This is a genomic window from Kocuria sp. GQ42, assembly GCF_059758435.1.
This window is the reverse complement of the sequence record NZ_JCAXEN010000002.1, coordinates 163,569-181,221: the sequence shown is the minus strand read 5'-3', so window position 1 is coordinate 181,221 and position 17,653 is coordinate 163,569. Positions and strand designations below refer to the sequence as shown.

Genomic DNA, 17,653 nt, shown 5'->3' with positions numbered 1-17,653 from the left:
GCGGCTTTTTCTCCCCCGGTGTCCGCTGCCTCGGCGTGACGCCCGCGTCTGCTCATCGGTTCGGCGGCCGGGGCCGCCATCGGCTTGAGGGCGGTCCCCTCCGAGAGGGACGGGTTGCGGTCATGGCAGCGGGAGGACGGTGATGAACCAGAACAGGACGGCGGCGAAGACGACGAAGAACGGGATGAGGCAGCCCAGCGTGACCCTGGACTGGTTCGAGACCTGGATGGACTCCGTCGGGTCCTCCGGGTTGTAGGCCACCTCCACGACCGTCCCGGGCACGGGCCGTGCGCCGCAGGAGATCTCCGAGGTCCCGGTGAACGCCGTGCCGTGCAGGTCGGCGAACCGGTACGTGGGCCAGAAGCGGCGTGACCGGCTGGTGCTGTTGACGCCGCTGGTCCAGCCGGCCCGGCTGCCGGTCACGGTGGCCTCCGCCCTCGGCCAGTGGGCGGTCAGCCGCTCGTGCCGCTTGCTCTTCCGGACCGTGTGGACGATGGAGCCGGCGGCCCCGGCGACTAACAGCGCCCAGACCGTGTACAGCACGGCGCTCACCCGGGCGTCCCAGAACGGCCGCGCACCAACGGGGCGGAGGGCATCGTCGATGCCGGACCGGAGTCGAGGATGCAGGGAGCGCAGCAGAAGGCTCGTCGGGGGTCGGCCATGGTCTCAATCTATCCTTCGACCCGCCGTTGTCCCCGTACCCACGGGCTGTCACGCACACGGAGGGTGGCAGCCGGGAGACCCACCCACGATCCGCCGGGGTCGGCTGGCCGCGAAGCGCACCAGAGGTTCCGCAACGTGCGAACCCGGCAGTAGGGTCACGCCCATGGGAGACCAGCCGTACGAATCGATGGACGCGCGCCAAACGGCCGACGCCCTCGACAGCTATCTCGCCGAACGCGAACCAGCCTTGGGGAGGCTTCGCGCAGTACTGACCGGCGCCGGCATTGACACGCGCGAGACGCTCGACGGGTCCCTCTACTCCGTCTCCCCGCTGTGGGCATGGCTCACCGCTCGGGCCGCGCAGCTCGGCGTCGACCCGCGGTCACTGGAAGAAGACGCCACCCGCCCCTCCTGGCCGTCCTGGGCACGCCACGGAAGACTAGTGGACCCGCACCCACCGGCCGCCACGATCGCACTCGTCGACGGCTTCGCCACCTACCTCGGCCAGCTCCTGACCGCCGCGGTCCCCGCCGCGTCCTGGCAGGTCGGTGAGCACCGCATCAGCGACCACCCTCTGCTGAACTACCCGGTGCTCGCCTCGGACCACCACCAGATCTTCCTGCCGGCCCTGCCGCTCTACAGCGTCTACCAGTCCGCCCACGGCCGCGATCCGATGTCCGGCACCGAGATGCGCACCCACGTCCAGCGGACCGTCGACGCTCTGAACGGGCGAGGACCGGAGGCCGCTGCCGTCGACGAGCCGCTGGTGACGGTCGTCGCCGAGCTCGACTGCTTCGACCTGGGCCTGCGCGAGGACATCCCGGCCGAGCGCCCGGAGATCGTGCCGCTGCTGATCTCCGAGCTGTGCGATCGCGACGGCGTCGTATCGGTCCACCGGTACGGACCCGCCGCCCTGATCGTCGACGTCCCCGGCTGGGACGAGCTGCGACTGAAGATGTGGTGCACCCTGTGGCTGCAGCGGAACCTCCCGCGATGACCCGCCGGCATCACGATCACCGCCGGCGCCCGGCCGGGGCCGGTAGCCTCGGCACCATGAACGAGTCCGCCCGGCAGACCGCCGAGGTGCCCGTGCCGACCGGCGGCCAGGTCCTCGCCCGCGCCGTGCCGGCGTCCGCCGTGCTCACGGTCGGGTTCCCAGCCCTGGTCCACTGGGGTCTGGACGACAGCGGTACCGCACGCAGCGCCTGGGTCACCTTCGGACCGGCTCTGCTCGTGGGCCTGGCGCTCATCGTGCAGCGCCTCGTCCAGGCGCCCCGTGCCCGCCTCGAAGTCCACCGGGACAAAGGGCCGCTGCGCCGATCGATTGGGAGCACCGCCTCCTCCGGTCGGCTCCCGGACGATCCGGGCACCCGCGTCGCCGCCGGGGTGCTGGCGTGCACCCAACTGGAGTCGGCGGCCACGATCGTGGCAGGGATCGCCGGCGTCGTCGCCATCGGGATCCTGCGCACCGAGACGTGGTGGGCGGCGACCGCCGCCCTGATGATGCTGATCGCAGTGGTCCCGGTCCTCCGCGCCCACCGCGGCTGGGCCTACCTGGACGCCTTGCACACCGCCGAGCGCACCGTCTGACGGCCTGCTGCCCCGGCGGGGCACTAGGGTGACGGACATGACAAGCCGTACGTCCGCAGCCCTGGCTGCCGCCGCTGTGCTGCTGATGGTCACAGCCTGCGGCCCGTCAACGGAGTCCTCATCGGCTCCCTCGGTCGACCTCGAGACGTGGGCGGCCGACACCCTCCCTGCTGTCGCCGAGGGAGGGTTCTCCATCGCCGGCAGCACCGGCACCGACGGCAGTCGCGCCACCGGTTCGACGACCGATGTGGAGCCCGGGTGGTACGCGGTCACGATGGCGTGCGCACCGGCCGACCCGGAAGCTGACGCCGATCGCCCCGCCGGACGGATCAGTCTGAGCGGTGAAGACGGGTCCTACGGCGAAGGGGACTGCGCGGGCTCACCGGTGACCACGACCCTGCGCTTCGGTTCCTCCGACGATGCGACGCCGGAGACGATCACGGTGGCAGCTGAAGCCGAGGGCTACGAGGCCTTCTGGGGTGTGTCCGCCGCACCCACGACTGCACCCGGATAGCGCACCGGCCGCACCGGTCGACGACCCGATGACCGGAACGAGCCAGGCCTACTCGTCGGGCACGCAGACCGGCAGCTCCGCGTCCTCGGCGACCTCCAGCCGCACCCGGTAGGCCAGCACTTCATGCTCCGGCGTGCGCCCCGGCAGCTGCCTGCCGGCGCCGGGAACGGCGTCGAGCTCCACGGCCACTTCACTGCTGGGCAACGAGACTCCGAGTCGTCGTTCTTTTGCGAGGGAGCGGCCGACGTGCCAGGACGATCACGTCAGGCCGTCACTCGCGCGGGCCGGTATCGCTGGGCGACCGCCCCCGACCGGAACTCATGGCGGTCCACGAGCTCGAGCTCGATGCGCTCGCGCAGACCGGCGAGCAGCGTCGGCCCGTGTCCGGCAAGAACCGGCTGCACCACGAACTCGTACTCGTCGATCAGTCCCAGATCCGCCAACGCCGTCGGGAGCGTCACGCCACCCACCCACAGGCCCTCGCCCGGCTCCCGCTTGAGCCGCTGAACCGCTTGGCCCACATCGCCTCGCACCAGCTCGGCGTTCCAATCGACCTCGCTCAGCGTGCTCGACACGACGTACTTCTTCGCCCGGTCGATGGCCTCGGCGAAAGGGATCTCCCACTCGTCCATCCAGTCCGGCCACGTTCCCGTGGCCTGCTTCCGCCACGCCGACTCCATCATCTCGTAGGTCACCCGGCCGAACAGCAGGGCATCGGCTCGCTCCATCTCAGCGGTCCAGTAGCGCATCGACTCCCCGTCCGGCGGAAGTCCGGCCTCGTGATGGCAGCAGCCGTCGAGCGTGACGTTGATCGAGTATCGAAGTGGTCTCATCTCGTTGCACTCCTTTGATGTGGCGCCGACGCGGTTGTCTCAGCGCCCGGCCTGCTCGGTCTCCGCGGCCCGTTCCCCGATGACGTGCGCACGCTGACGCTGAATCGCCCCGGCCACCCGGTAGGACTCCTCAGCCGAGACCACCACCGACGATTCCCCTGTGGTGATGCGCACGCTGGGCCCACCCATCAGGTAGCCCGTGGTCCCGTCGTCCAATGGGCGCCGGCCGATGCGCCACCACTCGGTGCGCGGCCCGACGGCCACCTCGGTGATCTGCTCGTACGGGATCTGCTGCTGCTGGCGCCAGCCCTGCCGGATGTCCACGGCGTGGTCCTCCAGACGGATGGCGACTGATCGGTGCATGGCGAACGAGAGCGCTGTGTAGCCGACGAAGAAGACGGGTCCGGTCGTCAGAAGATACGGGCCGTCCGGCACGAGCTCGGCCGCGACCACGATCAGTACGAAGAACACGACGGCGATCGCGATCCGGATCCGCCACGGCTGGAACGTGACGAACTGCGGTGCCTCCTCCGGATCGGTGCGTTTCGCCATGCCTCATGATCGCCGACCGAGATTGCCGAGGGTAGGCCAGGTCCCTGGAACAATGGCCCACATCCCGCACGACATCCGGCGGCACGCAGTCCATCGCCGCGACGCGACGAGATCAGCTGGACTCGATCTGCAGTTGCGGAGTCAGGCGCATCCATCCCTCTGGGGTTTCCCCCGGCAGACCGGCCGGAGCGAACTCTGCCTTGATACCCAGCTGCCCGCTGGTGCTCACGCGCCCGCCGGGAGTGCAACCGGCGACCCAGTCCCCGACTGCCGCCGGGTCGTAGGTGATCAGACAGTCGCCCTCCTCGCCGGCCACGACGTAGAACTCGGTGCCCTCGTGGGTGACCAGCAACCGAGAGCTGTCAGCATCCCAGCCGTACTCCGTGGCATCGATCTCCGCGGGCAGAGTGTCCTCGTCGGTCTGTTCGCCGGCGTACACGTCGGCCGAGTCCTGTGAGCAACCCGCGACGACGAAAGCGATCGTCACCGCCAGCATCGTGCGAGTGCACCTGGTCGCCATCTGCTGCTCCCTCGCTTCACCGACACGAACCTCCGATGCCTTCGACCGTCCCACAGCGGGCGCGCCGAGGGGCTGAGGCCACGCCCGGCAGGGCAGGTGTCCCGCTGGGACGATCGCCGCGTCTGCCGACGAGGACGGGTTCCTGACCGCGGTCGTGGACGTCTCCCTCTACGCCCTGCTGGAGGGTCGCGCGAACGAGGAGGCCGTGTGCACTCCCCGATCGCCCGCGCGATGGCTCAGGAGCGTCCCGAGCCGGTGCAGATGGGCTACGAGGTCATCGGTGCGTCCCCGGCCAACAAGCTGCCCCTGATCGTCCGGTTCGAGCTGCGCGAGGCCCTGGGGTTCAGCTACGACCCGGAGGAGCTCGACGAGATGTTCGGCGCCGCCGGCTGACCCGGCCACTGAAACGACGAACGCCCCGGTGCTCCGCGACGGAGCCCGGGGCGTTCTGCAGGGGGCGGATCAGGCGAGGCCGAGCTGCTGGAGGAAGCCCATCATGTCCAGATAGCGGTGCTCTTCGGCGATCAGACCGTCCTCACCCTCTCTGCTGAAGACCGCCATGGGCATCGACACCCTTTTGCCTGTCGGTGGCACTTCCCCTGACGGGGTCGCCATGGGCCCGGTATGGGTGCCCACGAGCTGGAACCGGGACACTGCCGTAGCACCGTCCACGAGCAGCTCCTCCAGTTGCAGCATCATGTCCGGCATCGCAGTGAACCACTGCTGGATCTCCCGCTGGATCGCCGCCGTACCGCGCACCGGTTCCTGGGCGGTCGAGGTGTAGACGACCGCGTCAGCACCGTAGAACCCGACGTACGCGGTGGCGTCATGACGGTTGAGGGCATGGAAGATCCGATCGACCTTCTCCCGGCGGTCTTCTCCGGCGCCTGGCACGGGCCCGACGACGGATGTGTGGTTCTCACTCATGATGGCCTCCGCTCCTGATGCCACTTCCCTCGTGAAGTGTCGTGCTTCGACGCTAGGCACCGCCAGGCGAACACCCCAAGGGTTCGGCAGGGATCGTCGCAGGCCTGTGACCGGCCACGACTTGATGACCTCGACCAGGACGGAGACCGGGGCGTTCGGCACGTCCAGAAAGCTCAGTCCTCGGGGCCAGCCTTCCGGCCCTGCCGCCACTCGTAGACCGACAGTGAAACGGCGATGAGGACTACGGCCACGGTGAGCCCGGTCAGGGCCCGCTCGACCCCGGTCTCCGGTGGCCACGAGCCCAGCTGTCCGAGCACCAGGAACGCGGCGCCGACGAGCATCGCGATCAGGTACCCACGCAGGGACCGGTCCGGTGTCATGGCCCCTCCCGCCCGTCGCTCGCTCCCTCGCCACGGGCGCCCGATGACCACAGGTTGTTCAGCAGCAACGCGGCCACACCGATCGCGGTCATCCACCAGTTCCACTCGCCCAAGATCAAGCGCAGCCCCACGATGAGGGCCACGATGATCGCCGCTTGGAAGAGCACCTGCTGCCATCGCCTCGACATGCTGCACTCCTTCACGCTCGGCACCTTGTCTGCTCGCATCGTCGCACGATCAGGCGCCGGCGGGCGTCACCTCATCCGGGGCCGGCGACCGCCGGCGGCATCCTACGGCGGGCGTCCATCGCCCGGGCGTGGGAGGCCTCCATCCGACCGGCCAGGACGGCGGTGGTGCCGACGACGGGTCCGATGATGAACACGTGCGGGTATCCGGCGGCCAGGATCACGAACCCGGCGACCCAGCAGACGACGCCAGCGGTCCAGCCCAACCACACCGAGGGACGGGCGGTGGTCTCGTAGTCATAGGGCGGGTTGATCGGCTCGGGATCCCCGTCGGTCTCGATCCGGCGCAGTCGCCGACGGGTGACATCGAGTCCGGCGAAGCACCCGGCACCCACTAGGGCGGCGAACACTGCGTTGGACAGCCCGTATCCGCCGATGGACACCAGCCAGTTCACGAAGGCAACCAGTCGCGCTTCGACCCAGTCGGCAGTGTAGGCCCAGACGAAGAAGCCTGCGAGCCACAGCAGGAAGGCCTGCCCGCCGGACAACCCCTCGGCCTTGGTTCTGAACCCCATGAGCCACCCCTAGCTCTGATGTCGTGGCTCCAGGATAGCCAGCCGGACCAGGGCGTGTCTCCGCACACATAGACGTCGTACCAGCACCGGCCCGGAGGGCGAAGTCCGTCCGGGGTGGTCGGTACGCTCGGCCAGTGCACGATCCGACCCCGGAGGTAGTCCATGCCAACACCCCTGCTCCACCGACGGTGGGTCCGTGTGCTCCTCGGCCTGGCGGCCGCCGTGATCGTGTTCCCCACCCTCGTCTACGTCTTCGGTGGGCAGGGCGTCCGCGAGGCGATCGACGGCTTCTGGCGGTGGTTCGACGGCAGCCTGGAGCGCCTGCAGGTGATGAGCTGGGTGGTCGCTACCGCGGTCGCGGCCGTGAGCTACCTCGGCTATCTCTCCGACAAGCGGTCGAAGCTGCTGGAGTACGGGCGCTGGGCGGCGGACAAAGCTACCGAGGGCGACCCGCAGGCGGCCAATGAGATCGGCCGCCGCGCCCTTCAGGACGTCAAGCGCACAGCACGGGACGCCGGGGAGCCGGTGCCCGAGTTCGTGGACGCCGCCGACGTGCTGTCGGACGCCTACCAGTCCAAGCTCCTTGACGAGGCCGCCACCGACGACGATGGCCCCGCCGTGGACGGCGACGAGGAGGGAGAGCGATAATGAGCGCACGAGCCTCTGAGAGGAGGAGCGAGACGATGACCGTTTCCGCTGAGCACATCGAGTCCGCCGCGAAGGCGCTGAAGCTCGATCCGGACGTGCTGCGGAGGCTGACCGAGCCTTCACAGTCCCGCACGGTCCCGGTCCGCCTGCGCCTGCTGGGCAACGAGCCGATCTACGTCTCGACGCAGGAGAGCGCCCGCGACCTGGAGCGCACCGACCGGGCTTACGACGCCGTCACGGCGGTCACCGCCGCCTGAGCGCTCACCGCCTCGCAGCCCACACGGGCCGCGGGACGGTGCCATGTCCGGGCGAGCGCGCAGCTGGTAGGCCGCACACATTCCGGGCATGACGACCTTTGTAGACCACCAGCACCCGCACGCCACCGACGGTCGCTTCACCGCCAAGGACCACCCCGAGGCCGAGCTCGAGCTCGGGGCTCCGGCCATCACCCTGGCTGTGGCGACGGGTGAGTGGGGTCCTCTCTTCCACGACATGGACGCCCGGCCGGCCTACGAGTACACCCCCGACCGAGCGCGCCGCCGCAGAGTTCCGTCCCCAGTTCGGCGCCGCTCCGGATGCCGAGGTGGACGGGGAGTACTGCTTCGAGGGTCCGAACCGCCAGGTGCTGAAGATCCGGGCCGCCAGCAGGGTCGCGGTGAACTTCCCCGGCCCGACCCGTTTCGCCGCCGAGGCGAACATGCTCTCCGCAATGGAACGGCTGCCGCTGAGCCGGCTCGGTTCCGACCTCGACGGCGAGGTTTGCCATTTGCTGGTGGGCCCTGACGACATCAACGCCGAGGACGCGCTGAAGGCCCTCGCCTCCTCTGGTTGCCCAGAGCATTTCTAGGACTTCAATCGGGCGGTCCTCAAGCTCGAGTGGCGAATGCGGCCAGACGCTTCCCTGCTCTTGCAGGTTCTGATGTCACTGTTGGGACGACTGCTACGGTGCGACCAGCAGGCACTGGGCGAACACGTCGCTCACCGCCTCCGACTCCCCGAGGAGCACCGCGCGATGAGCACTCCCACCTGGCAGAACCCCGTGATCCTCGCCGCCGCGGCCGGCCCCCAGGGCCCGCAGGTCCAGGTCGTCTTCGAGAGGGCCGCGGATATTGGCCTCGAGCAGTCGCAGGCGCTGCGCAAGGCTTCCGGGCTGCACCAGAAGTTCGTCACCGACAACACTCCCGTCGAGGTGGACTACGACGCGCTCGGGCAGGCTGCCGTGAAGCTGGCGGTCAGCGCCGCGGCCGCGGCCGGCCGCCAGGACGCGCTGGACCTCATCCTCGGCTCGTGGCGGAGCCTGTCACAGGCGATCGCCACGGACCTGTTCCTGCAGATGCACCGGCACACCCGCCCCGACTCCGCTCCCCCTTCCGGGGATGTCCTGGAGCGCGCCGCCGCAGCCACCGCCACCAGCTTTCAGATGCCCGTGGCCCACGCCCTGATCGCCCTCGCGGCCCGGGACCTGATCGACGCCGACGGCTTTCCGCAGGACGCCTACGACTTCCTGACGACTCCGTGGAACTGGGCCTTCGGCGCCGCCCACCCCGACGACGACACCGGGCAGACGGTGCAGGGCTCGTGAGCGGGGACCTGGCCGCCTGGGCACAGTCCCGCCCGCAGCCGCTCCCCGTGAGCCAGGTGCCGGCCGACGGGCGGATGACGCCGATCGAGCTGAAGGTCGTGCGCGAGGCGCTGGGCCTGTCGCGCGAGCAGCTCGCCGCGGCTCTGAACGTCGGGGGACGTTCGGTCGACGACTGGGAGTCGGGCCGTCGGCCCATCCCCGACGGGGTGCGCGACGACGTGGAGCGGATCGAGGCGTACACCGCCGAGGTCGCCGATCAGCTGGCCGCCCACCTGCTCGAGCACGCCGGGCCCGACCCGGTCTTCGAGGTCTACGACCGTGACGCCGACATGCCGGCCCTCGACCTGCCGGGCGCACCGCTGGCGCCCACCGCCCGGTGGTGGCGGGCGGTCGCCTATCGGGTGGCCGGGGACGTGCCGAGTCTGCGGATCGTCGAGGCGCCGAAGTAGCCCCGGCAACCGGCGCCGCTGAACCCATGCTTGTGCACAGAACTGGGGCTGCCGGGGCGCGGTCGGGCTCTATAAGCTGAAGCTGTCGGCGAGCCGCTGCGAGCGGCCCGACACAGCGCGAGACACGTCGGGGGGCGTGGTCTCGCTGCGCGAAGCGCCCCTGTCGGCGCTCGTCGCCCGTGGCGGCCCCGATGTGTTGGCGGGGCCGCCACGGAGCAGGCCGAGGAAGGCGCTCAGTCCCCGGACATCAGGAAGCCGCCGACGGCCAGGAACAGCGCCGCCGAGGCGGCGAGCAGCACCGGGTAGCAATGCTTGGCCAGAATGACCTCGTGGTGGAAATCCTCGGCGTCGAGCCTCGCGTTGAGCCTGGTGGACTGCTTTTTGGACTACCAGTCGGATGGCGACCGCAGAACGCGCTCCCACCGGACCTCGAGCCGCCTCCAGTGCAGATTCCATGTCGAAAATGGAGGACAAGTGGCGAATCGGCCCCAAGTGACGGTGAACGACTGCGCCAGTCTGGGCGGATTACCAACGATTCTTGGTGCCCCCAGTCAGACTCGAACTGACACTGAGCGGATTTTAAGTCCGCTGCCTCTGCCGATTGGGCTATGGGGGCCGGTCCCGGACGCGTCACCGGGACGCCGCCCACCCTATCGCCTCGTCCCGCTCCCAGCACCGGGACGGGCCGGGGCCGCGGCCGGGAGCCGCACCTGTCGGCCGGTCGCAGGATCCAGTACGCTGGCACGGTGGTCGAGCAGCCGGCCGCGATGTCGTCGCATCCGCAGGAGGCTGCCCCCGTGCACCACCCCGTTCTCCCGTCCTACCGGTTCCCGCCGGGATCCGGACGTCCCCCGGCCCCCGCCCTGTGCGGGAGCACCCCGACGCCGTGCCGGACGACCGCGGCATGAGCGACGTCGTCGCCCGGCCCACCGGCAGGACCTACCTGGCGCCGGAGGACGCGTTCCCGGCCGACCTGACCGAGCTGTCCCTGGCCGAGCTGCACGTCCTGCACAGCAGGGTCGGCCGGCAGCTCGACAGCGAGTACCTCGGCAGCGCGACCGGCGCCCACCCGGTCACGCTCGAGCGCCACCAGGAGCTGAGCGTGGAGCTGGACGCCCGCGAGATCGCCCACCCCCGCAACACCGGCTGACGGTCGGCGGTCTGCCGGCCCCAGGGCAGGCGCCACGGGGGCCGGGCCGGGGGCGTCACGGTCCTGTGGAACGGATCGACCCCGCCGCGGCACGTGGCCGGGACGGGGTCGAGCGGTGGACGGATCGGATCAGAGGTTGGCCTTGCGCGGGGCGGGGGCCTTGCCGGCGGCGGTCTGGAACCGCGTGCGCGGGTCCCGCTCGTGGCGCAGCGTGGTGGTGTCCCGGCCGAACACGAAGTTCAGGGCCCACTCGGTGAAGACGCGGGCCTTGCGGTCCACGGTGGGGATCGCGTAGCCGTGGTAGAGCCGGTGCATCGCCCACGCGGCGACGCCGGAGAACTCCAGGCCCTTCGCCGGCAGACCGGGGAGGCCCTTGATGCTGGCCACGCCCTTGTAGAGGCCGAGCCCGGCGACCGCGCCGAGGTTCTCGTGGTAGTAGTCCTCGAGCGGCTTGCCCGCGCGGGCGGCCATGATGTTCTTGGCCATCGTGTGCGCCTGGCGCACCGCGTGCTGGGCGTTGGGGACGCAGAACCCGCCGACTCCCCCACCGGTGAGGTCCGGCACCGCGGAGACGTCGCCGGCGGCCCAGGCGCCCTCGAGGGGCCCGTCGTCGCCGGTGATCCGCAGGTCGGCCCCGGCCCGGACGCGGCCGCGCTCGTCGAGCGGGAAGTCCGTGCTCTTGACGAGCGGGTTGGCCTGCACCCCGGCGGTCCAGATCAGCGTGTCGGTGCCGAACTCGCCGGCCGGGGACTTGTCCTGCATGTTGACGAGCTTCAGGTGCTTGTCCACCGCGGAGGCGAGCGACGTGTTGAGCAGCACCTCGATGCCGCGGCTGCGCAGGTGTGCCACAACCTTCTCCGCGCGCTCCTCGGAGACCTCGGGCATGATCCGGCCCATGGCCTCGATGAGCACGAAGCGCAGGTCGGAGACCGTGAGCCGCTCGTTGCGCTCAACGGCGCTGCGGGCCATGTCCTCGATCTCGGCGATCGTCTCGGTGCCGGCGTAGCCGCCGCCGACCACCACGAAGGTCAGCGCCCGGCGCTTGGCCTCCTCGTCGGTGGTGAGGGAGGCGACCTCGATGCGCTCGAGCACCCAGTTGCGCACCGCCACGGCCTCCTCGATGGTCTTGAGGCCGATGCCGTTCTCGGCGAGGCCCTCGATCGGGAAGGCGCGGGTCACGGAGCCGCCGGCGATGACGACCTCGTCGTAGGTCAGCTCGAAGGTCTCGCCCTCGTCGATGCCCTTGACGGTCGCGGTGCGGTTCGCGTGGTCGACCCCGAGCACGTGCCCGGTGACGATCTCGCAGTCCTTGAGGTGCTGCCGGTGGGGCACCACCGCGCTGCGGGCGGAGACGTTGCCGCCGGCCACCTCGGGCAGGAAGGGGAGGTACATCATGTACGGGTTGGGATCCACCACGGTCACGACTCCGCCGGAGTCCTTGATCCGCTTCTGCAGTTCCTGCGCCACGGTGAAGCCGACGTAGCCGCCGCCGACGATCAGAAGGCGCGGACGGTCCTTGGCCAGTTGAGTGAAAGACATGCCCCCGAGTCTACTCAGAACGCTGTCGATATCCGTTCTCGTCCCGGGCCTCCGCACCGTGTTCCGGCGCACGCCTCAGGGACGTCCGCCCGGGCCCCCGTCCGGGTCGGCGGCCACGATGCGGCGGATGTGCACCACGGCACCCGCCGTGAGGCCCAGCACGAGCAGCCCGAACCCGGCGAGCACCACGACGGGCAGCAGCCCGGTCTCGTCGATCGGGGCGACGGGCTCGGGCGGGGCGACCTCCGCCTCGACCTCCTCCGTGACGGGCGCCGAGCTCTCGGCCGGGCCCGCGGTGGGGGTCGCCGCGGCGCTGCGGCGGTGCACCCGCACCCACTGCTCCATGCTGCCGAGAGGACTGCGGTCGACCTCGGGGACGTCCTCCGTGAGCGCGGCCTCGACGTCCAGCACCCCGTAGCCGTAGAGCGGGTCCTTGCCCGGCGAGCCGGTGTCCCGGGCGGTGGAGACGATGCGGTTCGCGATCTGGGCGGAGCTCATCTCCGGCCACTTCGCCTTGATCAGCGCGGCGGTGCCGGCCACGACCGGGGCGGACGCGGACGTCCCGGCCCACGAGGCGTAGCGGTCGCCGGGGATGGCGCCCACCATGTCCTCGGACGGGCCGGCCACGGCGATGGAGATCCCCTGCGAGGAGGACTCCCAGCTCGCCTCCCCCGTGCGGCCCACGCCGCCCACCGTCAGCACGCCGGGGATGGTGGCGGGGGCGCCGACCTGGACGAGCCCCGACCCCCGGTTGCCCGCGGAGGCGACGACGAGCACGTCCTTCTCCTCGGCGTAGAGGAAGGCCTCGTCCCAGCTCTCGGGCCACGAGGTGGCGTTGGAGCCCACCGACATGTTGATGACGTCCGCCCCGTTGTCCACGGCCCACCGGACGGCGTCCGGGAGTTGCTCGTCGACGCTGCGGACCTCCGGGCTCTCGTCGCCCAGCCAGGTGGACACGGCGAGCACCTCGGCGTCCGGGGCCACGCCCACGATGCCGGCGGGCCGGCCCGGGGCGTCGTCGTCCCGCCCGCCCGGGGGCACGTGGCCGCGGCCCGCGGCCACGGACGCCACGAGGGTCCCGTGCTCGGGCTCGGTGCCGAGACCCTCCTGACCGTCGGCGGAACCGCCGCCCGAGACGTCGGTGCCGCCCACCACGGCGCCCTCCAGGTCCTGGTGCGAGCCGTCCACCCCGGTGTCGATGACGGCGATGCGCACGCCCTCCCCCGTGGACTCCGCCCAGGCCTCCCGCACGCCGTACTCGTCCAGCCAGTACTGCAGCGGACGGATCCCGTCCTCGGCGATGCGGGAGGTGTCCGGGGCGGGGGTGGCGCCGTCACCGGGCGTGGGTGCCACGCTGACGGGGTCCTCGAGCGGGATGCTGGGGGCGGGGCCGGGCTCCGGGGGCCGGGCCTGCGCCGGCCCCGTCCCGGGCAGGACCAGCGCGCCGGCGCCGACCACGGCCGAGGCCGCCCCCACCGCGCCCCACCGGGTGAGGGCGCGGTGGCGCGGGGGGCGGTGGCGGGGTGCGCTGGAAGACATGTGTCCTTCCGGGTCGGGGGGGTCCGGGCGGGTCAGCCGACCTGGGACAGGGCGATCCCGTCCAAAATATCGTGCTCGCTCGCGATCGCCGAGTCCACCCGTCCACCGGTGGCGGCGCCCACCCGCTCGACGATCCGCCGCCACACGAGGGCGCCGCCGCCGATGACGTCGACACGGCCCTCGTGCATGTAGGGCAGCGCGGCGCGCTCCGCGCGGGTCATGGCCGTGAGCTCCCGGCACGCCTGCGCGATCCGCTCGGCGGGCAGCTCGGCGCCGTCGATGGCCGCGGGGTCGTAGGCGGACAGCCCGAGGGCGTGCGCCGTGACGGTCGTGATGGTGCCCGCGACGCCCACGAGGTGGGTGGCCTCCGCGAGGGGCACGGTCTGCAGGACCACGTCCACGGCGTGGTCGACGTCGCGCAGCACGGCCTCCTGCTGGGCGGCGGTGGGCGGGTTGGAGCCGAGGTGGCGCTCGGTCAGGCGGACGCAGCCGATGTCCACGCTGCGCTCCGCGCGCACCCCCTGGGCGTTGCCCAGCACGAACTCGGTCGACCCTCCGCCGAGGTCGATCACCAGGACCCGGTCCTCCGGATCCGTGCCGCCCACGGCGGCCGCGGCGCCGCGGAAGGACAGCTCGGCCTCCTCGTCGCCGCTGATGACCTCGGGGGTCACGCCGAGGCGCTCGCGGATCCCGGCGAGGAAGACGTCCCGGTTGCCGGCGTCGCGGGTGGCGCTCGTGGCCACGAAGCGCAGGTGCTCCACCCCGTGCTCCGCCAGCAGCCGGGCGTACTCGTCCGTGGCCGCGAACGTGCGCTCGAGCGCCGCCTCGGCGAGCCACCCGGTGGCGTCCACGCCCTGGCCGAGCCGGACCACGCGCATCTCGCGCACCACGTCGTCGAGCACCGTGCGGCCCTGCTCCTCCCGGGTGTCGGCGATGAGCAGTCGGATGGAGTTCGTGCCGCAGTCGATGGCGCCTGTGCGCATGGGGAGTCCTCGGGGGTGTCGGGGGCGGGTGGGTCTCAGGCCTCGCGCCAGGCGGGGTCGCAGTGGCAGGCGTCGGGGGTCCACCACTCGGCGATGGCGGCGAGGGTCTCGTCGCCGAGCGGGTTCACGCCGGGCCCGGCCGCGAGCGCGTGGCCGGCGAGCACGTGCAGGCACTTGACCCGCACGGGCATGCCGCCGGCGGAGATGCCCTCGATCTCGGGGACGGGTCCGGTGCCGGCCGCGGCGCCGATCCGGGCGCGCTCGGCGAGGTAGTCCTCGTGCGCGGCCCGGTGGGCGGCGGCCAGCGCCTCGTCCTCGGCGATGCGGTCCGTCATCGTGTACATCAGGCCGGCGGCCTCGAGCCGGGACACCGCCGCGGTGATCACGGGGTGGGCCAGGTAGAACACCGTGGGGAACGGGGTGCCGTTGGCCAGCCGCGGCGCGGTGGCCGCCACGAGCGGGTTCCCGCACGTGCAGCGGGCCGGGATCTCGACGACGTCGCGCACGGGACGCCCGAGCTGCCGGGAGAGCACCTGGAGGTCCAGGGCCGTGGGCTCGACCGTCGCGGCCGTCACGCCGAGTCCCCGGGGTGCGGGGGCCGTCCGGTCGCCGGGCTCGTGTCCGTGCTGGGGGTTCACGCCGTTCCTCACTCCGCGGCGCTGCCGCGGCTGTCCGTCGCCGCGTCCTGCGGCGCGCCGGCCCCGTCCGCCGGGGCGGCCGGGACGCTCTGCTCTGTCTGCTCTGCCTGCTCGGTGGTGCCGGGGTCCTGGCCCGCGCCGGGCTCGTCCGTGCTGCCCGCCTGTCCGGGGGCCGCGGGCTCGTCGGTGCCGCCCGGCTCGGCGTCCGTGTCCGCGTCCTCGGCGGTGCCCGCGTCCTCGCTGCCGGCCGGTTCCCCGTCGGCGTCCGCATCCCCGGCGGCTCCGGTGCCCGCCGCGGGACGGGCGTCCTCGTAGGCGGAGGCCACCACGGACTGCCAGAGGGCGTCCACCCAGGCGGGCTTCTCGGCCTCGACCTGCGCCGCCGAGGAGTCCACCACGGCGCCGTCCATCTCCTCGGCGCCCACCACGAGGTAGGACCGTTCCCCCGGCATCACGTAGAGGAGCCGGTCCCGGGCCTGCTGCTTGACGTAGGTCTCGTCCGACCACTGGTCCACCTGGTCCTCCAGGGAGGCCTGCTGGGCCTCCATGTCGGCGATGGCGCGCTCGAGCTGGGCGATCTCCGCCCGCTGCTCGAGGAAGATCTTGGTGGTCGGCGCCGCCAGGAACACGATGAGCACGGCCACGAGGGTGAGGATCAGGAACCGCCCGCTGAAGGTGCGGGCGGGGACCGGTGACCCCACGGCGCTGGACCCGCCGCCCGGCCCGTTGCCCGGGCCGCCGCCCGTCCCGCCGTCGCGCCCGCGGGTGCCCGGCGCGGCGTCGCGCCCGCCGAGCAGGCGGGTGGTGCGCGGGCGGGGAGCGGGCATGGCGACCTCACGGGGGAAGGGCGGGGACGGGGACCAGTGTAGCGCTCACGGGGGGAGCGGCCGCCGCTGGGAACGGCCGCTCCCCCTACACGACGACGGGCCGGCGGGGCCGGTCAGCCGCCGGTGGTCACTTCGCGGTGTAGCGCGGGAACGCGGAGGCCCCCGCGTAGCGCGCGGCGTCCCCGAGCTCCTCCTCGATGCGCAGCAGCTGGTTGTACTTGGCCACGCGCTCGGAGCGGGCCGGCGCCCCGGTCTTGATCTGCCCGGCGTTGGTGGCCACCGCGATGTCCGCGATCGTGGTGTCCTCGGTCTCGCCCGAGCGGTGGGAGATCATGCAGTGGAACATGTGCCGCTGGGCCAGCGAGATGGCGTCGAAGGTCTCCGTGAGGGAGCCGATCTGGTTGACCTTCACGAGCAGGGCGTTGCCGGCGCCCTCGTCGATGCCGCGGGCCAGCCGCTCCGGGTTGGTGACGAACAGGTCGTCGCCCACGATCTGGACCTGGGTGCCCACGGACGCGGTGAGGGCCTGCCAGCCCGCCCAGTCGTCCTCGTCCAGCGGGTCCTCGATGGACACGATCGGGTAGTCGCGCACGAGCTCCTCGTAGTAGGAGGTCATCTCCGCGGCGCTGAGCTGCTTGCCCTCGAAGCTGTACTTGCCGTTCTCGAAGAACTCGGAGGAGGCCACGTCCAGGGCGAGGGCCACGTCGGTGCCCACGGTGTACCCGGCCTTCTCGATCGCCTCGGAGATGAGGTCGAGGGCGGCACGGTTGGACTCGAGGTTCGGGGCGAAGCCGCCCTCGTCGCCCAGCCCGGTGGCCAGGCCGCGCTCCTTGAGCACGCCCTTGAGGGAGTGGTAGACCTCCACGCCGGTGCGCAGGGCCTCGGAGAAGGTGGCGGCGCCGATCGGGGCGATCATGAACTCCTGGATGTCCACGTTGGAGTCGGCGTGGGAGCCGCCGTTGAGGATGTTCATCATGGGCACCGGGAGGACGTGGGCGTTGGGTCCGCCCAGGTACTTGTAGAGCTCGAGGTCGGAGGCGTTGGCGGCGGCGCGGGCCACGGCCAGGGAGACGCCCAGGATGGCGTTGGCGCCGAGGCTGCCCTTGTTGTCCGTGCCGTCGAGGTCGAGCATGGTGCGGTCGACCAGCCGCTGGTCGGTCGCGTCGAGACCGATCACGGCCTCGGCGATCTCCTCGTCGACGGCCTTCACGGCGTCGAGGACGCCCTTGCCGAGGTAGACCTTCTTGTCGCCGTCACGGCGCTCGACGGCCTCGAAGGCACCGGTGGAGGCGCCCGAGGGCACCGCCGCCCGGCCGTAGCTGCCGTCCTCCAGCAGCACCTCGACCTCCACGGTCGGGTTGCCGCGGGAGTCGAGGATCTGGCGGGCGTGCACTGCGGTGATCATGGCCATGGGTTGCTCCTGACGTTGGTGCTGAGCTTGTCGCTGACGTGGGTGGAACGTGCGTGGTGGGGCGGTCGGGGCCCGGTGCGGGGCACCGGCCGAGGGTCCGCACCGGCGGGGCCGGGCGCCCCCGGCGGCTCCAGCCTAGCGACTCGGC

25 protein-coding genes and 1 tRNA gene are annotated in these 17,653 nt (G+C 71.7%); 10 read left to right on the top strand and 16 right to left on the bottom strand.

The genetic code is table 11. The features are described from left to right. Positions 1-120: 120 nt before the first annotated feature. The gene (locus AC6CH6_RS06370) at positions 121-552 is read right to left on the bottom strand and encodes a DUF3592 domain-containing protein (protein WP_498254476.1); all 432 of its coding nucleotides are present in this window, start codon (positions 550-552) and stop codon (positions 121-123) included. Between the two features lie 274 nt (positions 553-826). On the opposite strand from AC6CH6_RS06370, the gene AC6CH6_RS06365 reads away from it, so the two are divergent. The 3 genes from AC6CH6_RS06365 to AC6CH6_RS06355 are packed head-to-tail and all read left to right on the top strand — an operon-like array spanning position 827 to position 2,767. Next, the gene (locus AC6CH6_RS06365; RefSeq protein ID WP_498254475.1) at positions 827-1,660 is read left to right on the top strand and encodes a hypothetical protein; all 834 of its coding nucleotides are present in this window, start codon (positions 827-829) and stop codon (positions 1,658-1,660) included. Positions 1,661-1,716: 56 nt separating this feature from the next. Then, complete coding sequence (locus AC6CH6_RS06360; protein WP_498254474.1) at positions 1,717-2,253, top strand: hypothetical protein; 537 nt, start codon at positions 1,717-1,719, stop codon at positions 2,251-2,253. 37 nt (positions 2,254-2,290) lie between these two features. Then, on the top strand, positions 2,291-2,767 hold the full coding sequence (locus AC6CH6_RS06355; RefSeq protein ID WP_498254473.1) for a hypothetical protein: 477 nt from the start codon (positions 2,291-2,293) through the stop codon (positions 2,765-2,767). A gap of 48 nt (positions 2,768-2,815) precedes the next feature. Here AC6CH6_RS06355 and AC6CH6_RS06350 read toward each other — a convergent pair whose 3' ends face one another. The 4 genes from AC6CH6_RS06350 to AC6CH6_RS06335 all read right to left on the bottom strand — a co-directional run bounded on the left by AC6CH6_RS06350 (position 2,816) and on the right by AC6CH6_RS06335 (position 4,648). Next, positions 2,816-2,971, bottom strand: a complete 156-nt coding sequence (locus tag AC6CH6_RS06350) for a hypothetical protein (protein WP_498254472.1) — start codon at positions 2,969-2,971, stop codon at positions 2,816-2,818. Between the two features lie 59 nt (positions 2,972-3,030). Further along, on the bottom strand, positions 3,031-3,600 hold the full coding sequence (locus AC6CH6_RS06345) for a dihydrofolate reductase family protein (protein ID WP_498254471.1): 570 nt from the start codon (positions 3,598-3,600) through the stop codon (positions 3,031-3,033). Positions 3,601-3,639: 39 nt separating this feature from the next. After that, positions 3,640-4,152, bottom strand: a complete 513-nt coding sequence (locus AC6CH6_RS06340; RefSeq protein WP_498254470.1) for a hypothetical protein — start codon at positions 4,150-4,152, stop codon at positions 3,640-3,642. A 112-nt stretch (positions 4,153-4,264) separates the two neighbouring features. Beyond that, positions 4,265-4,648: a hypothetical protein gene (locus AC6CH6_RS06335; RefSeq protein WP_419968028.1), complete on the bottom strand. Its 384-nt coding sequence runs from the start codon at positions 4,646-4,648 to the stop codon at positions 4,265-4,267. A gap of 231 nt (positions 4,649-4,879) precedes the next feature. Between AC6CH6_RS06335 and AC6CH6_RS06330 the strand changes: the two genes are divergently transcribed. Next, complete coding sequence (locus tag AC6CH6_RS06330) at positions 4,880-5,065, top strand: hypothetical protein (RefSeq protein WP_498254469.1); 186 nt, start codon at positions 4,880-4,882, stop codon at positions 5,063-5,065. Positions 5,066-5,134: 69 nt separating this feature from the next. Here the strand turns inward: AC6CH6_RS06330 and AC6CH6_RS06325 are convergent, their stop codons facing one another. The 4 genes from AC6CH6_RS06325 to AC6CH6_RS06310 all read right to left on the bottom strand — a co-directional run bounded on the left by AC6CH6_RS06325 (position 5,135) and on the right by AC6CH6_RS06310 (position 6,739). Continuing rightward, a complete protein-coding gene (locus AC6CH6_RS06325) occupies positions 5,135-5,599 on the bottom strand; it encodes an ester cyclase (RefSeq protein WP_419968030.1) in 465 nt (154 codons plus the stop codon). 173 nt (positions 5,600-5,772) lie between these two features. Continuing rightward, positions 5,773-5,979, bottom strand: a complete 207-nt coding sequence (locus tag AC6CH6_RS06320; RefSeq protein WP_498254468.1) for a hypothetical protein — start codon at positions 5,977-5,979, stop codon at positions 5,773-5,775. Further along, positions 5,976-6,167, bottom strand: coding sequence for a hypothetical protein (locus AC6CH6_RS06315; protein WP_498254467.1), 192 nt, complete (start codon positions 6,165-6,167; stop codon positions 5,976-5,978). Before AC6CH6_RS06315 ends, AC6CH6_RS06320 begins: the two co-directional genes overlap by 4 nt. Positions 6,168-6,238: 71 nt before the next feature. Further along, positions 6,239-6,739: a hypothetical protein gene (locus AC6CH6_RS06310; protein ID WP_498254466.1), complete on the bottom strand. Its 501-nt coding sequence runs from the start codon at positions 6,737-6,739 to the stop codon at positions 6,239-6,241. A gap of 162 nt (positions 6,740-6,901) precedes the next feature. On the opposite strand from AC6CH6_RS06310, the gene AC6CH6_RS06305 reads away from it, so the two are divergent. The 5 genes from AC6CH6_RS06305 to AC6CH6_RS06285 all read left to right on the top strand — a co-directional run bounded on the left by AC6CH6_RS06305 (position 6,902) and on the right by AC6CH6_RS06285 (position 9,418). After that, complete coding sequence (locus tag AC6CH6_RS06305) at positions 6,902-7,387, top strand: hypothetical protein (protein WP_498254465.1); 486 nt, start codon at positions 6,902-6,904, stop codon at positions 7,385-7,387. A 35-nt stretch (positions 7,388-7,422) separates the two neighbouring features. Beyond that, a complete protein-coding gene (locus AC6CH6_RS06300; protein WP_498254464.1) occupies positions 7,423-7,644 on the top strand; it encodes a hypothetical protein in 222 nt (73 codons plus the stop codon). A 326-nt stretch (positions 7,645-7,970) separates the two neighbouring features. Then, complete coding sequence (locus tag AC6CH6_RS06295; protein WP_498254463.1) at positions 7,971-8,234, top strand: hypothetical protein; 264 nt, start codon at positions 7,971-7,973, stop codon at positions 8,232-8,234. 165 nt (positions 8,235-8,399) lie between these two features. Next, positions 8,400-8,969, top strand: coding sequence for a hypothetical protein (locus tag AC6CH6_RS06290; protein WP_498254462.1), 570 nt, complete (start codon positions 8,400-8,402; stop codon positions 8,967-8,969). Further along, entirely contained in the window at positions 8,966-9,418 is a 453-nt protein-coding gene (locus AC6CH6_RS06285) for a helix-turn-helix domain-containing protein (protein ID WP_498254461.1), read from the top strand. The genes AC6CH6_RS06290 and AC6CH6_RS06285 overlap by 4 nt, the downstream gene beginning before the upstream one ends. Before the next feature lie 539 nt (positions 9,419-9,957). Here AC6CH6_RS06285 and AC6CH6_RS06280 read toward each other — a convergent pair. Then, positions 9,958-10,034: transfer RNA gene (locus tag AC6CH6_RS06280), tRNA-Leu, on the bottom strand. A 288-nt stretch (positions 10,035-10,322) separates the two neighbouring features. Here AC6CH6_RS06280 and AC6CH6_RS06275 point away from each other — a divergent pair. After that, on the top strand, positions 10,323-10,568 hold the full coding sequence (locus AC6CH6_RS06275; protein WP_498254460.1) for a hypothetical protein: 246 nt from the start codon (positions 10,323-10,325) through the stop codon (positions 10,566-10,568). Positions 10,569-10,697: 129 nt separating this feature from the next. Here the strand turns inward: AC6CH6_RS06275 and AC6CH6_RS06270 are convergent, their stop codons facing one another. The 6 genes from AC6CH6_RS06270 to eno form a co-directional block, all read right to left on the bottom strand. Beyond that, positions 10,698-12,107 (bottom strand): NAD(P)/FAD-dependent oxidoreductase, encoded by a 1,410-nt coding sequence (locus AC6CH6_RS06270; RefSeq protein ID WP_017832200.1) that lies wholly within the window; start codon positions 12,105-12,107, stop codon positions 10,698-10,700. 75 nt (positions 12,108-12,182) lie between these two features. Then, positions 12,183-13,646 carry a S8 family serine peptidase gene (locus tag AC6CH6_RS06265; RefSeq protein ID WP_498254459.1) on the bottom strand — a complete coding sequence of 488 codons (1,464 nt, stop codon included), beginning with the start codon at positions 13,644-13,646 and terminating at the stop codon, positions 12,183-12,185. 32 nt (positions 13,647-13,678) lie between these two features. Then, positions 13,679-14,629 carry a Ppx/GppA phosphatase family protein gene (locus AC6CH6_RS06260; RefSeq protein WP_498254458.1) on the bottom strand — a complete coding sequence of 317 codons (951 nt, stop codon included), beginning with the start codon at positions 14,627-14,629 and terminating at the stop codon, positions 13,679-13,681. A gap of 35 nt (positions 14,630-14,664) precedes the next feature. Beyond that, the gene (locus tag AC6CH6_RS06255; RefSeq protein WP_498254457.1) at positions 14,665-15,267 is read right to left on the bottom strand and encodes a DUF501 domain-containing protein; all 603 of its coding nucleotides are present in this window, start codon (positions 15,265-15,267) and stop codon (positions 14,665-14,667) included. Positions 15,268-15,275: 8 nt separating this feature from the next. Beyond that, positions 15,276-16,094 carry an FtsB family cell division protein gene (locus AC6CH6_RS06250; RefSeq protein WP_498254456.1) on the bottom strand — a complete coding sequence of 273 codons (819 nt, stop codon included), beginning with the start codon at positions 16,092-16,094 and terminating at the stop codon, positions 15,276-15,278. A 127-nt stretch (positions 16,095-16,221) separates the two neighbouring features. Beyond that, positions 16,222-17,505: a phosphopyruvate hydratase gene (gene eno / locus AC6CH6_RS06245; RefSeq protein ID WP_017832195.1), complete on the bottom strand. Its 1,284-nt coding sequence runs from the start codon at positions 17,503-17,505 to the stop codon at positions 16,222-16,224. Between the last annotated feature and the right edge of the window lie 148 nt (positions 17,506-17,653).